The sequence below is a fragment of the Streptodolium elevatio genome (assembly GCF_040649515.1).
Lineage (GTDB): Bacteria > Actinomycetota > Actinomycetes > Streptomycetales > Streptomycetaceae > Yinghuangia > Yinghuangia elevatio.
Genome location: NZ_JBEZFP010000011.1, coordinates 52,194 through 66,220, shown reverse-complemented (window position 1 = coordinate 66,220; position 14,027 = coordinate 52,194). Strand labels below are relative to the sequence as shown.

The 14,027-nt window shown below is 70.1% G+C and carries 13 protein-coding genes; 8 read left to right on the top strand and 5 right to left on the bottom strand.

Going from position 1 to position 14,027, the window contains the following annotated elements:
• Position 1 precedes the first annotated feature (1 nt).
• Positions 2-148, top strand: coding sequence for a hypothetical protein (locus AB0C36_RS06535; RefSeq protein WP_358350143.1), 147 nt, complete (start codon positions 2-4; stop codon positions 146-148).
• A gap of 198 nt (positions 149-346) precedes the next feature.
• Here AB0C36_RS06535 and AB0C36_RS06530 read toward each other — a convergent pair whose 3' ends face one another.
• Positions 347-1,384, bottom strand: coding sequence for a M23 family metallopeptidase (locus tag AB0C36_RS06530; RefSeq protein WP_358350142.1), 1,038 nt, complete (start codon positions 1,382-1,384; stop codon positions 347-349).
• Between the two features lie 493 nt (positions 1,385-1,877).
• Here AB0C36_RS06530 and AB0C36_RS06525 point away from each other — a divergent pair, with 493 nt between their 5' ends.
• From AB0C36_RS06525 to AB0C36_RS06510, 4 genes are all read left to right on the top strand, one after another.
• A complete protein-coding gene (locus AB0C36_RS06525; protein ID WP_358350139.1) occupies positions 1,878-2,291 on the top strand; it encodes a BlaI/MecI/CopY family transcriptional regulator in 414 nt (137 codons plus the stop codon).
• A gap of 246 nt (positions 2,292-2,537) precedes the next feature.
• Positions 2,538-4,079 (top strand): DUF11 domain-containing protein, encoded by a 1,542-nt coding sequence (locus AB0C36_RS06520; RefSeq protein WP_358350136.1) that lies wholly within the window; start codon positions 2,538-2,540, stop codon positions 4,077-4,079.
• A 153-nt stretch (positions 4,080-4,232) separates the two neighbouring features.
• The gene (locus tag AB0C36_RS06515) at positions 4,233-4,736 is read left to right on the top strand and encodes an amino-acid N-acetyltransferase (protein ID WP_358350134.1); all 504 of its coding nucleotides are present in this window, start codon (positions 4,233-4,235) and stop codon (positions 4,734-4,736) included.
• Between the two features lie 144 nt (positions 4,737-4,880).
• Positions 4,881-5,219, top strand: a complete 339-nt coding sequence (locus AB0C36_RS06510) for a histone-like nucleoid-structuring protein Lsr2 (protein ID WP_358350131.1) — start codon at positions 4,881-4,883, stop codon at positions 5,217-5,219.
• A 110-nt stretch (positions 5,220-5,329) separates the two neighbouring features.
• Here the strand turns inward: AB0C36_RS06510 and AB0C36_RS06505 are convergent, their stop codons facing one another.
• The gene (locus AB0C36_RS06505; protein WP_358350128.1) at positions 5,330-6,010 is read right to left on the bottom strand and encodes an SCO3374 family protein; all 681 of its coding nucleotides are present in this window, start codon (positions 6,008-6,010) and stop codon (positions 5,330-5,332) included.
• Between the two features lie 503 nt (positions 6,011-6,513).
• Between AB0C36_RS06505 and AB0C36_RS06500 the strand changes: the two genes are divergently transcribed.
• The gene (locus AB0C36_RS06500) at positions 6,514-9,045 is read left to right on the top strand and encodes an ATP-dependent Clp protease ATP-binding subunit (RefSeq protein WP_358350125.1); all 2,532 of its coding nucleotides are present in this window, start codon (positions 6,514-6,516) and stop codon (positions 9,043-9,045) included.
• Positions 9,046-9,154: 109 nt separating this feature from the next.
• On the opposite strand, the gene AB0C36_RS06495 is transcribed toward AB0C36_RS06500, so the two are convergent.
• Positions 9,155-9,715 carry an ATP-binding protein gene (locus AB0C36_RS06495; protein WP_358350122.1) on the bottom strand — a complete coding sequence of 187 codons (561 nt, stop codon included), beginning with the start codon at positions 9,713-9,715 and terminating at the stop codon, positions 9,155-9,157.
• A 29-nt stretch (positions 9,716-9,744) separates the two neighbouring features.
• Here AB0C36_RS06495 and AB0C36_RS06490 point away from each other — a divergent pair, with 29 nt between their 5' ends.
• Positions 9,745-10,599 (top strand): DUF5753 domain-containing protein, encoded by an 855-nt coding sequence (locus AB0C36_RS06490; protein ID WP_358350119.1) that lies wholly within the window; start codon positions 9,745-9,747, stop codon positions 10,597-10,599.
• A 29-nt stretch (positions 10,600-10,628) separates the two neighbouring features.
• Positions 10,629-10,823 (top strand): DUF397 domain-containing protein, encoded by a 195-nt coding sequence (locus AB0C36_RS06485; protein WP_358350118.1) that lies wholly within the window; start codon positions 10,629-10,631, stop codon positions 10,821-10,823.
• On the opposite strand, the gene AB0C36_RS06480 is transcribed toward AB0C36_RS06485, so the two are convergent.
• Both AB0C36_RS06480 and AB0C36_RS06475 read right to left on the bottom strand, forming a co-directional pair.
• Positions 10,792-11,715 carry an AMP-binding protein gene (locus AB0C36_RS06480; RefSeq protein WP_358350116.1) on the bottom strand — a complete coding sequence of 308 codons (924 nt, stop codon included), beginning with the start codon at positions 11,713-11,715 and terminating at the stop codon, positions 10,792-10,794. The two genes, AB0C36_RS06485 and AB0C36_RS06480, sit on opposite strands and share 32 nt — an antisense overlap.
• Before the next feature lie 142 nt (positions 11,716-11,857).
• Positions 11,858-14,017, bottom strand: a complete 2,160-nt coding sequence (locus tag AB0C36_RS06475; RefSeq protein ID WP_358350113.1) for an MMPL family transporter — start codon at positions 14,015-14,017, stop codon at positions 11,858-11,860.
• Positions 14,018-14,027 lie beyond the last annotated feature (10 nt).

Below are 14,027 nucleotides of genomic sequence, written 5' to 3'. Positions count from 1 at the left end.
CATGGACGCTGTTGCCGCCCTCATCCCTTCCGCCGTCGTCGCCGCGATGTTCGCCGGGGTGATGATCACGATCTTCCGGGGGACCGACGCGCGGCGCTCGCGCGGTGACGCGGGCGCCGACTCCGGCGACTCCGGCGGAGGCGAGTGACACTCAGGGGTGGGTGACGGCCGGGTACGCGTCACAGCACGCGGTGCTCACGGCCGAGGCGCGTGACAGCAAGAGGCGCATGATTGCCGGGGTGCGGGCGGGCTCCGTCGTCTTCGAGCAATGCCGCAGGGCGGGAGTTCCATGGGGAACTCCCGCCCTGCGGCATTGTTCTGACTTTGAGTCAGGCGTTCGGGGGTGTCAGATGGCGACGCCCTTGGAGCGCAGGTACGCGATCGGGTTGATGTCCGAGCCGTAGTTCGGGCCGGTGCGCACCTCGAAGTGCAGGTGCGGGCCGGTCGAGTTGCCGGTCGAGCCGGACAGGCCGATCTGCTGCCCGGTGGTCACCTTCTGGCCGGCCGAGACGGAGAACTTGGAGAGGTGCCCGTACTGCGTGTACTTGCCGTCCGGGTGCTTGATGACGACCTCGTTGCCGTACGCGCCGCCCCAGCCCGTCTTGACGACGGTGCCGGAGGTCACGGCCTTGACCGAACTCCCCATGCCGGCCGAGAAGTCCTCGCCGGTGTGCCCGTGCGACCACAGCGAGCCGGAGCGGCCGTAGCTGCCGTGGCCGGCGCCCGCGACGGGACGGACGTACCCGGAACCCGAGGCGGCCGGGGCGGAGGCGGCCGGCGCCGACACCGCGGGGGCGCTCGGCGCGGGGGCCTGTGCCCGGGCTGCGGCCGCGGCAGCTGCGGCTGCCTGGTCGGCCGCCGCACGCTCGGCGGCGGCGCGGTCGGCCGCGGCCTTCTGCTCGGCCTCCACGCGCGCCCGCTCGGCGGCCTCGGCGGCTGCCTTCTGCTCGGCGGCGGCCAGCGTCTCCTGGGCCCGCATGTGCTGCTTGGCGGCAAGCACGTCCGACACGTCGGACAGGTTGGAGGCCTTGGACGAGTCGGCAGCGCCGGACGCGTCGCCCGCCAGCGGTGCACGGGCCTGGCCGCGTGCCGCGGCCGCGTCCCCGCGCTCGGCCGCGGCCTGGGCGGCGACGGAGTCGGCGGAGGTGCCGGGCGTACCGGCGGCGGCCTGCGCGACCGCTGCGATGTGCGAGTCGTCCGCGACCGGGGCGCCCGAGGCGATGCCCATGCCGGTGGCCGTGGCCAGCGCGGCGATCCCGGCGACCATGACGAGGGGCCGGGTCGGCCGGCGCAGGGCGCGCAGACGGTCGGCGCGGTGCTTCGGCGCGCGGTGCTTGGCCGGGCGCGACTTGGGCGTGCGGGAGTTGTCGATGGGGTTCTGCACGGGTACCTCGGGGTGTTCGACGGCATGCTCGCGCCCCCGTGCGGCAGAACCGCCGGATGGAGATCGGGCGCGCCCGGGCAACGGCCGGATCGGCCTTGTGCGGGCGGCTGCGGGCGGCGCGGCGTCGATGCGGCGCGGCACTCGCTGCGGAGCGGGACGCGGACTCGAACGTCCTCGTACGAATCCGCCGGCCCGAAGCTCTGGCGCTGGAGTGCGCGGGGTCCGCCTTCGTCGGCGGGACCCGGCGTCGGGGCCGGCTCAACAGTGGTAACAGACCGGTTCACCGCGGAGCCAACCTGTCACCATGCGGTCACTACGACGCGCGGTCGTAGTGCGGTGCCGACAATGTGAGATATGCCGGTTTTGCCGCATCGAAGCTCTACTATGGCGCCTAGGAGGCGCTGAAACTCCTGTGCTTCAGATCACAAAATCCGCAGGTTTGATTCCGGCTAAACCCGCAGAGGTCGTGAATTTCCGGCGGGAAGGGGCGCTCATGACCCGCTTCGGAGAACTTGAGGAGCAAGTGATGCTCCACCTGTGGGCGGCACACGAACCGCTCGCGGTACGCGAGGTGCGCGACGCGCTGCTTCCGGAACGGGACCTCGCCTATACGACGGTGATGACCGTGCTCGACAACCTCTATCGGAAGGGCGCGGTACGCCGGGAGCTCGACGGGCGGGCGTATCGCTACGAACCCGTGCTTTCCCGCGAAGCGCATACCGCGGGCCTCATGCGCGAGGACTGGCTTTCCGGCGGAGGGCGCGCGGGGGCTTTGGTCCATTTCGTGGAAGCGATGAGCCCCGAGCAGCACGACGCGCTTCGCGATGCCCTGCGAGTGGCGCTGCCGGAGGTTTCCGAGAGGCCGGACCCGTCATCCCGGCGGGATCCGCCTGATCGACCCGCCTGATCGATCCGCCCGCCGGGCCGCCCGCCGACCTGCCGGTCCCACAGCTGGTCCGGCCGGGTGAAATCACCGGTCTGTTCGGAGTGTTGCCCCCACTCGTTCCGCTGAATGCGCTCACCTTTTGGAGGGGTGAAACATCCGCTTATCGGACTGGTGATGCGCCGAACGGAGTGAGGTGGGCGCCACATGACCCGGAACAGGTCGGCCCATGCCCGGGCGCGCTCCCGTCCGCGCTCCCGTCCGCACAGGGTGGCGCGGCCTGTCCTCACCGCGCTGGCGACTGCCGCCGCCCTGGTCGTGGTTCAGCTGGCGGTGGCCGCCGGGCGGGACGTACGCCCGCACTTCGCGCTGGATCTCACGCTGGGCACGCCGGTCGCCGCCGACGGCGAGACCGTCACGGCCGTCGTACGCCTGACCATGTCCGACACCAGGCCCGGCGACCACGTCACGGTCGCCGGACGACTGACCGGCGGCCTGCGTACGGTCGGCGCCGACCCGTCGCGCGGCGGCTTCGACGGGCCGTCAGGTGTCTGGACGGTGCCCACGGCCCCTGGTCGTAATGAGGCCGTCCTCGTGTGGCGGATCCAGGCCACCGCCAAGGCCGCAGACGCGGTGGAGCGCGTACGCGTGTCCGTCACGTCGCCGCGCACGCGGGCACACGGCGTGGTCGTCTCGGGCAGTCCGTCGCCGCGCCCGTCGGCAAGCAGCGCCACCGGATCTGCCGGGTCCGCCAAGCCGGGCAAGCCGTCGGCCTCCGGAAAACCCGTCACCGCCACGCCCACCGGCGGCAAGGCCACAAAGCCCGTCGAGCCCACAAAGCCGGTTGCGCCCACAAGGCCCACGGAGCCCACCACACCGAACGGGCCCACCGAATCGCCCAAGGCCCCGCCGCCGTCCCCGCCGCCGTCCCCGTCGACATCGCCGTCGACATCGCCGGGCGCGGCGTCCACGAAGCCCACCGCAACTCCCGGCCCGGCGGCCAGCCCCACGTCGACTCCGACTCCGACCCTGACGGCCAAGCCGGCCCTGACGGCCAAGCCGACCCTGACGGCCAAGCCGACTCCGCCGACCCAGCCGACCCCGACTTCCAAGCCCGCGCCCACCATCAGCCCCACGCCGACCGCCAAGCCGACACCCACCACGCCCAAACCGCCCTCATCCCCGCCGCCGCCACCGCCACCTCCGCCACCGCCCCCACCCGCGTCCGAGGTCGAGGTGCCGACAGCCCAACGCTGCGCCGACGACGCGACGGCCGCGTGCGCGGACCTCCGCTTCGGCAAGCCGCGACTCACGCTGGCCCGGACCGTCGACACCACCGACGCGCGCCCCGGCCAGACCCTGACGCACACCGTCACCGTCACCGATTCGGGCAACGCCGCCGCGCTGTTCGCGAACGTCCGCAACAGCCTCCCGGCCGGTGCCCCACTGCTCTGGGGCGCGCTGTCGCAGGGCACGTACGACGTCGGCACGGGCGTCTGGCAGACCGGCCGCATCGCCGCCGACGGGCGGGCGACCCTGACGCTCGCGGTTCGCGTACCGGATCCGGCGGCCGGGACGGTGATGGCGGCGCGCTCGGATTTCGTCGCGTCGTCGGATCCCGCGCCGGCCGTCACCGGGCCCTGTGCCGATGATCCGGACGCGGCCTGCAGCAGCACCCGAATCGCGGCACGTGACGCGCGTTCCCGTGCGCAGATCCCGAACGCGCACGATGCCGCGGACCGACCTCTCAACAACCCCGAATGGGGTGATTCCGCAGCCCGTTCCGGTGCCCCGCAAATGCATGCCGACTAGATACCCACCGGTTGTCGGTCCGGTGTGTCGGCGAGTTGTCGGCAAAGGTTGTGTCCGCATTCCGGGCGACCGGTGCCGGGGTGTTCGCCGGGTGTTCACAGGGGCTGCCGGGGTGCCTGCGACCGCCTCGCGTGATCGCGATACCTTCACGACATGGAAGTCACGATCCGCCGGGCCAGAACCTCGGATGTCACGGCCATTCGCCGGCTGGTGGACGACTACGCGGGCAAGCGCATCCTCCTCGACAAACCGACTGTGACACTGTTTGAGGACGTGCAGGAGTTCTGGGTCGCGGAACGCGACGCGGACGGACTCGTCGTCGCGTGCGGCGCGCTGCATGTCCTGTGGGAGGACCTCGCCGAGGTCCGCACCCTCGCCGTGGACACGTCCTGCCGGGGCCACGGAGTGGGGCACCGGCTCCTTGCCAAGTTGTTGGAGACGGCGCGTTGGCTCGGCGTGCGGCGGATATTCTGCCTGACCTTCGAGGTCGACTTCTTCGCCCGGCACGGCTTCGTGGAGATCGAGGCGACACCGGTGGATCCGGAGGTCTACCGCGAACTACTTCGTTCGTATGACGAAGGCGTCGCGGAGTTTCTGGACCTGGAACGCGTGAAGCCCAACACCCTCGGCAACACGCGGATGCTCCTTCACCTGTAGCGCACCCCCCGGGCCACATGGTCTATCCACAGTCAAACGCATTGCCGGGGCGTTCGGTTCCGCTTCCCCGGGTTTGAATTTTTCCCGGAAAAGCGGTTTCCTTTTCATGGTTGGTGGCGATCCCTCCCGATGAAAGGGAAACCGGTGGCACAGAAGGTCCAGATTCTTCTCGTGGACGACCTCGACGGCGGGAAGGCCGACGAGACGGTGACGTTCGCCCTCGACGGTGTCTCGTACGAGATCGACCTCAGCGAAGCGAATGCGGGCGAGCTCCGCAACGCTCTCGCCACCTATGTACAGGTGGCTCGCAAGACCGGTGGCCGGGTCGGCCGCCGGGCCGCGCGGGGGACGGCAAAGTCGGCCGGCGCGGGTGCGGACACGGCGCTTGTGCGCCAGTGGGCGAGGGACAACGGATATGAGGTGAGCGAGCGCGGTCGCGTGCCCGCGAACATCCGCGAGGCGTACGACAAGGCTCACGCCTGATCGACGACAAAGGGCGGCCCTGTCACTTCTTGCCTTCGGTGAAGAAGTGACAGGGCCGCCCTTTGCTGATTTATGTCCCTTTTGTAGATATATCTGAAGGGCAGGCCGGGTCAGGCTTCCCGGCGGCACCGCTGCCGGGGGAGCAGCCGCACTTGCTGGCAGGCGTCGGCGAGGCCGCTCAGCAGCCGTGTGACGTCCGGGAAGCGCACGTCCACCCTCATCAGTGGCTCCGCCCGCGCTCCGGCCGCACAGCGCAGCCGAGAGGCCGCGGGGGCACGCAGCCAGCGGGCCGACTCCCACGCCCGGGGCCACGGGGCCAGCCACGTGGCCGGCCACGGCGACGGGGCCGGTACGGAGTCGCCCGCCCCGAACGCCCGCAGGTCCAGGTCGAGATCCGACCAGTCCAGCCAGTCCAGCAGCGCGGGCAGATCCTCCGCGACGCCCGGCGCGACGAAGAACTGCACCCGGCCGGCGGCCGTCGCCGCGACCGGCCCGAGCGGCAGGCCCAGGCGCTCGGCCCGGCGCAGCGCGCGGGTCCCGGCGGCGCCCGGTACGTCGAGGACGTCGAAGTGCACGCCCGCGGCCAGCCGCACCGGCCGCCGGGGCGCGGTCCGCCACCAGTGCAGGATCACGTCGGGATCGGTGCTGCCGAGGACGCCGTCCGGCTCCGCGCGGTCCACCTCGCCGGGCAGCACCGGCCACCCGAGGGCGCGGGCGTACCACAGCGCCTCGTCCTGCGGCCCGGGGACCATCGCCGCCGAGCGAGGGGCGAAAAGGAGTGTCGCTGTCATAGCGTGTTCAACTCCGGGAGTGGATGCCGGTTACGAGAGGTGATTGATCGATTGCGCTACGTACACGCGCCTACTGTAATCCGCGTTGCGGGCGGTCCGCCGGAAGCCGTGCCACCTGCGGACTTCCGTGTGCCGGATGGTGGTCGGCGGGCGTATGCCCCGCACGGCCGTGGGTATGAGCCGGTCAGGACCGCGATCGAGGGGGCGCATGTGCGAGGTGGGGTGAGGCTTGAAGGGGGCGCGGTCCGCAGGGGCCGGGCCTTCGGAGTCGTCGTCGAACCGCCGCGTTCGCTTCTGGCGTACTCGCAATCGGTCACTCTGCTTGGTTCGGGGGAACACTGCCCCGCACTATCAGGTTTGACTAGGTGTCCGGAGCGGCCCGCAACACGTGGGTCGCACGTCCATGTGGACGAAGTGAGCGGTCCCGCGTGCGGGACTAGCATGCGGAAGGACAGGGAGGGGACCGTCCCCGAACTGCACGACCGCTCTGAGGAGCGATAACGATGTTCGAGAGGTTCACCGACCGCGCGCGGCGGGTTGTCGTCCTGGCTCAGGAGGAGGCCAGGATGCTCAACCACAACTACATCGGGACCGAGCACATCCTCCTCGGCCTCATCCACGAGGGTGAGGGCGTGGCCGCGAAGGCGCTCGAGAGCCTCGGGATTTCGCTCGAGGCGGTCCGTCAGCAGGTGGAGGAGATCATCGGCCAGGGCCAGCAGGCCCCGTCCGGGCACATCCCCTTCACTCCCCGTGCCAAGAAGGTCCTGGAGCTCTCGCTGCGCGAGGCGCTTCAGCTTGGCCACAACTACATCGGCACCGAGCACATCCTCCTGGGCCTGATCCGCGAGGGCGAGGGCGTCGCCGCCCAGGTCCTGGTCAAGCTCGGCGCGGATCTGAACCGGGTGCGGCAGCAGGTCATCCAGCTGCTGTCCGGGTACTCGGGCGAGAAGACCGCCTCGCCGGGCGGCGCCGGGCAGGAGGGCACCCCGTCCACCTCGCTCGTGCTCGACCAGTTCGGCCGCAATCTCACGCAGGCTGCCCGCGAGGGCAAGCTCGACCCGGTCATCGGGCGTGAGAAGGAGATCGAGCGGGTCATGCAGGTGCTGTCCCGCCGCACCAAGAACAACCCGGTGCTGATCGGCGAGCCCGGTGTCGGCAAGACCGCGGTCGTCGAGGGCCTGGCCCAGGCGATCGTCAAGGGCGAGGTCCCCGAGACGCTGAAGGACAAGCAGCTGTACACGCTTGACCTGGGCGCCCTGGTGGCCGGCTCGCGCTACCGCGGTGACTTCGAGGAGCGCCTGAAGAAGGTGCTCAAGGAGATCCGCACCCGCGGCGACATCATCCTGTTCATCGACGAGCTCCACACCCTGGTGGGTGCGGGTGCCGCCGAGGGCGCGATCGACGCCGCCAGCATCCTCAAGCCCATGCTCGCCCGCGGCGAGCTGCAGACGATCGGTGCCACGACGCTCGACGAGTACCGCAAGCACCTGGAGAAGGACGCCGCGCTCGAGCGCCGCTTCCAGCCGATCCAGGTCGCGGAGCCGTCGCTGTCGCACACCATCGAGATCCTCAAGGGTCTGCGCGACCGGTACGAGGCGCACCACCGCGTCTCGATCACCGACGCCGCGCTGGTGGCCGCCGCGACCCTGGCGGACCGGTACATCTCCGACCGGTTCCTGCCGGACAAGGCGATCGACCTCATCGACGAGGCCGGCTCGCGCATGCGCATCCGCCGCATGACCGCGCCGCCGGACCTGCGCGAGTTCGACGAGAAGATCGCGAACGTGCGCCGCGAGAAGGAGTCCGCGATCGACGCGCAGGACTTCGAGAAGGCGGCCTCGCTGCGCGACAAGGAGAAGACCCTCCTTGCCGACAAGGCGAAGCGCGAGAAGGAGTGGAAGGCCGGCGACATGGATGTCGTGGCCGAGGTCGACGAAGAGCTGATCGCCGAGGTGCTGTCCACGGCGACCGGCATCCCGGTGTTCAAGCTCACCGAGGAGGAGTCGGCCCGTCTGCTCCGCATGGAGGACGAGCTGCACAAGCGGGTCATCGGCCAGAAGGACGCCATCAAGGCGCTCTCCCAGGCGATCCGCCGTACCCGTGCCGGTCTGAAGGACCCGAAGCGCCCGGGTGGCTCGTTCATCTTCGCGGGCCCGTCCGGCGTGGGTAAGACCGAGCTGTCCAAGACGCTCGCCGAGTTCCTGTTCGGGGACGAGGACGCGCTGATCCAGCTCGACATGTCGGAGTTCTCCGAGAAGCACACCGTGTCGCGGCTGTTCGGCTCGCCTCCCGGCTACGTCGGGTACGAGGAGGGCGGCCAGCTCACCGAGAAGGTGCGCCGCAAGCCGTTCTCGGTCGTGCTGTTCGACGAGGTCGAGAAGGCGCACCCGGACATCTTCAACTCGCTGCTGCAGATCCTGGAGGACGGTCGTCTGACCGACTCGCAGGGCCGGGTGGTCGACTTCAAGAACACCGTCATCATCATGACCACCAACCTCGGAACCCGGGACATCTCCAAGGGCTTCGGGCTGGGCTTCACCGGCAACTCGGACGTCAAGACCGGGTACGACCGGATGAAGGCCAAGGTCAACGAGGAGCTCAAGCAGCACTTCCGGCCGGAGTTCCTCAACCGTGTCGACGACACGATCGTGTTCCACCAGCTGTCCGAGGAAGACATCATCCAGATCGTCGACCTCATGATCGCCAAGGTGGACGAGCGCCTCAAGGACCGGGACATGGGCCTGGAGCTCACCCCCGCGGCCAAGAAGCTGCTCGCGAAGAAGGGCTACGACCCGCTCCTGGGCGCGCGTCCGCTGCGGCGCACGATCCAGCGGGAGATCGAGGACAACCTGTCCGAGAAGATCCTGTACGCGGAACTGCGGCCCGGCTCGATCGTCGTGGTCGGTACCGAGCCCGACGGCGAGGGCGGCGAGAAGTTCACCTTCGTCGGTGAGGAGAAGGCCGCGCTGCCGGACGTCCCGCCGGTCGAGGCCGCGGGCTCCGGCCCGGACCTGACCAAGGGCGAGGCGTCCTGACGCAGGGCATCGCGCGCGACCCGCGCGACTGACGGAGGGCCGCCCCCGGGAAACCGGGGGCGGCCCTCCGCCGTTTCCGGGCCCTGCCCGGTGCCGGTCCGCGGAGGGCTCAGACCGGTACCGGGAAGCAGGCGCACAGCGCCTTGCGGTCGGCCATCACCAGCGTCTCGACGCGCTCGGCGAGGGTCCGGGCGATGAGCAGTCCGCGGCCGCGCTCGCGTTCCTCGCCGGGGTCCCGGACCTGGTCGAGGTCCGGGACGAATTCCGGTGCGAAGTCCACCACTTCGATCCACAGGTAGCCCGGATCCACGGAAACCCACACCTCTATTCCGCCGCACATGCCGGCGTGCTCCACCGCGTTGCCGGCGAGTTCGGACACCACCTGGACCGGCGCGAAGCTGTCCACGCCGAATTTGTGGCACAGACCCTCCACGTGTTCGCGCGCGGTCGCGACGGAGCTGGGGAGGGGTGGCAGCCGCACGATATAGACGGGTTCCGAATACGCGGCGGTGGCGTGCACAGCTCTCCCTGGGGGCCGCGCGGTGCGACTTCGGCATCGCGGTGATCGTCGCTCTTGGTGTTGACTCAAGAGCGGTGTGTAGTCAAGATGAGTGAAGCACTCACGAAACTGCACGTGCAAGTAGATGCCGAAAAGTCGCACAAGAATCATGAATCGTCCTCCGGGGAAGGCGAGTACCGATGGCGACCGACTCTCAGCACACCCTGAAGCGCAAGCGCCTCGGATATGAGCTCCGCAGACTCCGTGAAGAGCGAGAAATCTCCCGCAACGCCGCCGCCAAGGCCATCAAAGGCGACCCGACGAAGATCAGTCGGATGGAGCTGGCGCGCGCCTATGTCAGCCCGCACGATCTCGAAGCACTGTGCCGTCTCTACGAAGTCCCGCCCCAACTGCAGTTCGAGCTGGCGCAATTGATCGTCGACAAGCGTCCGCGGCATTGGTGGCGCGAGCACGACGCGGTCATGAACACCCATCTCACGGAGTTCGTGGCACTGGAGGACGAGGCCGCGGAAGAACGCGAGTACCAGCCGCTGGTCATCGGTGGCCTTCTGCAGACCGCCGAGTACAGCTCGGTCATCATGGCGACCGGTCTGCTCGCGCTGGGCGCCGATCAGATCGAAAGCCTGAGTGCGGTACGCCGGGGGCGGCAGCGCAGGCTCTTCGACGAACCCGTGCTGCGGTACCACGGCATCGTCACCGAAGCCGCGCTGCACTTCGAGATCGGCGGCCCCGAGGTCATGCGTGCGCAATTGCTCCATGTGGTGGAGATGGCACGTCTGCCGAATGTGACCGTCCAGGTGGTGCCCTTCAGTGCCGGCCGCCAGGCGGCGCACTCAGGGGGATTCGTCACCCTGGGATTCACCCGCCCGGGGGATCCCGCCGTCGCGTTCCTGGAAGGGATCGGCGGTATGATCTCGCGAGACAGCGAGCGCGAAGTCCGGCGCCTCGAAAGGCTTTTCACCAGCATCGAGGCTGCGGCACTGTCACCCGAAGACACCATCGCGCTGCTTCTGGAGCGAGCAGAAAGTCAGTGATGGACAAGTCCTCCCTGTACCTGACGGATATGACTGACGCTGTTTGGGTCAAGTCCACAATCTCCGACCAGGCGGGGTGTTGCGTCGAACTCGCGGAGATCCCCGGCGGTATTGCCATGCGCGACTCCATGGACACCGGGCGACCCGCGCTCTGCTACACACGCGAGGAGCTTGCGGCCTTCGTCGCGGGAGTCAAGGCCGGGGAGTTCGACCGCTTCCTGTGAGCCCCGCCGTTCCCGCCTCCGGGCGATGCGTCCGCGCGCGCAGCGACTCCGAGCGTGCTGTTTCCGAGCGCGCCGCTTCTGAACGGACCTGTTCCGAGCGCACCGGCTGCGGGCGCACCGCTGCCGGGCGCTGCGTCTCCGGGTGCACCAGACGGCAGCCGCTCCGCAGCCACGGCACCACAACCTCGGGGAAGTCCGTCGGACAGGTGGGGCCCGGCGCGTTCGTGAGTGTGTCCCCGGTGACCTCGGCACCGGCGTCCCGCAGATCCCGGTGCCGGTAGGGGATTTCGCCGTCGCAGGCGGTCCACAGCAGCGCCGCCCGGTCTTCGGCCCGCACGCGTTCCCGGGCCAGATAGGCGGCGGGCTCGTCCGGGGCCGGTACGGCGGAATCCAAGTCGACCGCGCCGTCCGGCACTTCGGGTCCCCATGCCAGTACGGTCGGGAAACACGGCAGCGCCACCGCCACCGCCGCGGCGCGGTAGCCGCCTATACGGGTGCTGGTGACGATGGTCCGGGCCCCGCCGCGGCGCGCGCGGTACGTCATGGTCCGGTCGCGCAGACTCACCGCCAGCGGCATCGCCGTCGCGCCGATGCGCCAGCACGCCAGGCCGGCCTGCACCAGCTCGACCCCGGCGGGCAGTTGGATCGCCACGGTGTCGCCGCGGCCGACGCCGTGCCCCAGCATCAGCGCCGCCAGCCGGTCGACCTCCTGGTCGAGGCGGCTCCACGTCCATTCCTCGGGCCCGCGTCCGGTCAGCAGGTGGATGTCGGGCGGATCGGCCACCGCGGGGTCGTCCGGGTGCAGCGCGACCCGGTCCCGTAGGAGGCAGTCGAGCGTTTCGTCGCCCCACTGCCCGTGAGCGGCGGCAACTACCTCAGGGTGATTGGCCATTGCACCCACGGTAGTGGTTGGTTCCGGACAGCGGGAGAGGGCCGCGCGTATCGCGCGGCCCTCTCGTGTCGGCGGGACCGTGGAGCCTGGCCCCGGCCGGCCGTCCCGGTCGGCCGACCGGGAGTCGTTGCCGGTCGGGCCGTCAGCCTTCGCTGACGCCGACCTTCTCGTGGACCTGCCGCATGGACTTGGGCGCGTACCACGCCGCCGGGCCCAGCAGCTTCATCGTGGCCGGCACCAGGATGCCGCGGACCAGCGTGGCGTCGATCAGGATCGCCAGCGCCGCGCCCAGGCCGAACAGTTGGAGGAAGCTGACGGAGCTGGTCATGAAGGCCACGAAGGTCACCGCGAGGAGCACGGCCGCGGTGCTCACGATGCGGCCGGTGCGCGCCAGGCCGTGGGTGACCGCCTCCTCGCCCGAGTAGCCCTGGTCGTGCAGTTCCTTGATGCGGCTGATCACGAACACCTCGTAGTCCATGGACAGTCCGAACGCGATGCAGAAGAGCAGCACGGTCATGGAGGTGTCCATCGGCATCGGGGTGAAGCCCAGGAAGTCCGCGAAGTGGCCGTCCTGGAACACCCACACGGTGACGCCCATCGCTGCCGCGATGCTCAGGCCGTTCAGGACCAGCGCGCGCAGCGGCTGCACGATGCTCCCGGTGAACAGGAAGAGCAGGATGAACGTGGTGAGCGCGATCAGCCCGGCGGCGAGCGGGATGCGGTCGGCGATCGCGTCCTTGGTGTCGACGAGTTGGGCGTCGTCGCCGCCGACGAGGGTGCGGGTGTCCGGTGCCCCGGGGACCGCGCGGATGTCGCGGACGAGGTCCTGTGCGGCGTCCGACTTCGGTGCCACCGTGGTCACGACGGCCAGCATCTGGGCGTCGGGACGTGCCATCGCCGGGTTGGGGCGCCCGCCGGCCGGGTTGCCGGACGCGTAGCTCGCGGCGGCGGTGTCGACGCGGGCGACGCCGGGCAGTGCGGAGACCTCGGTGGCGTACGCCGCCACGCCGCCGTTCGCGCCCGCGCCGGTGATCACGATCTCGAGGGTGTTCTCCTCGTTGCTCGCGTAGTCCTCGCGCAGCGAGTCGCCTACCTGGTGCATGGCGCTGTCCTTGGGCAGCACGCGCTCGTCGGGCGTGCCGAACTTGACGCCCAGCAGCGGCGACGCGGCGAACAGCAGCACCGCCAGCACCGGCAGCGCGGCGAGGACGGGACGCTTGGCGACCCCGCGCGCCAGGCCGGACCAGAACGGCGTCTCGGCGCCCTGCACGCCCTTGATGCCGCGGATGCGCCCGGCCTCGACGCGCGGGCCGAGGACGGCCAGCAGGGCCGGGGCGATGAAGAGCGCGCCGAGGGCGGAGATGATGACGACGCCGATGCCCGCGTACGCGAAGGACCTCAGGAAGTACATCGGGAAGACGAGCAGCACCGCGAGGGCGGCGGCGACGGTCGCGGCCGAGAAGACGATGGTGCGGCCCGCCGTCTGCACGGTGCGGACGACGGCTTCCTCGACGGTGGCGCCCCCCGCGAGCAGTTCGCGGTGCCGGGCGACGATCAGCAGGCCGTAGTCGATGGCCAGGCCGAGGCCCAGCGCGGTGGTCAGGTTGATCGAGAAGATCGACACGTCGGTGATGCTGCCGAGTACGAACAGTTCGCCGAACGTGCCCAGGATCGCCACGAACCCGATCGCCAGCGGCACCAGCGCGGCGACCACGCTGCCGAACGCCAGCACGAGCAGGATGAGCGTGATCGGTACGGCGATCGCCTCGGCTATCGCGAGGCTCTTGCCGACCTGCGCGTTGACCTCGGGGCCGAGTGCCGCGCCGCCGCCCAGCCGGACCGAGATGGTGCCGTCGGGGGCGAGGTCGGCGGCGATCGCGTCGCGCACCGACTGGGGCAGTTCGGAGACGTCCTCGTCGGTCTGTGCGATGACGAGGGCCTTGGTGCCGTCCTCGGACTTGAGTGCGGGAGCGCCGGTCGACCAGTAGGAGATGGCCCCCTTGAAGTCCTCGGCGCCGCCGAGTGCCGTGGTCAGGCGCCGGCCGGCGTCGACCACGGCCGGGTCGTCGACGGACTGGCCTCGGGCCCGTACCTCCACGACGAGGCTCGGTGACTGGCCGAACGTCTGCTCGATGAGCTGGTCGGCCTTGTACGACTCGGAGGCCGGGTCGTCGAAGCCCTCGCCCTTCAGCACGCCGAAGGCGCCGAACCCGGCGACCGCGGCGGCGATCAGGAGGAGCAGGGAGGTGACGAGGACAGTACGTGCGCGGTGTGCGGCGATCTTGCCGATGCGTTCGAGCATGGCCCACCAT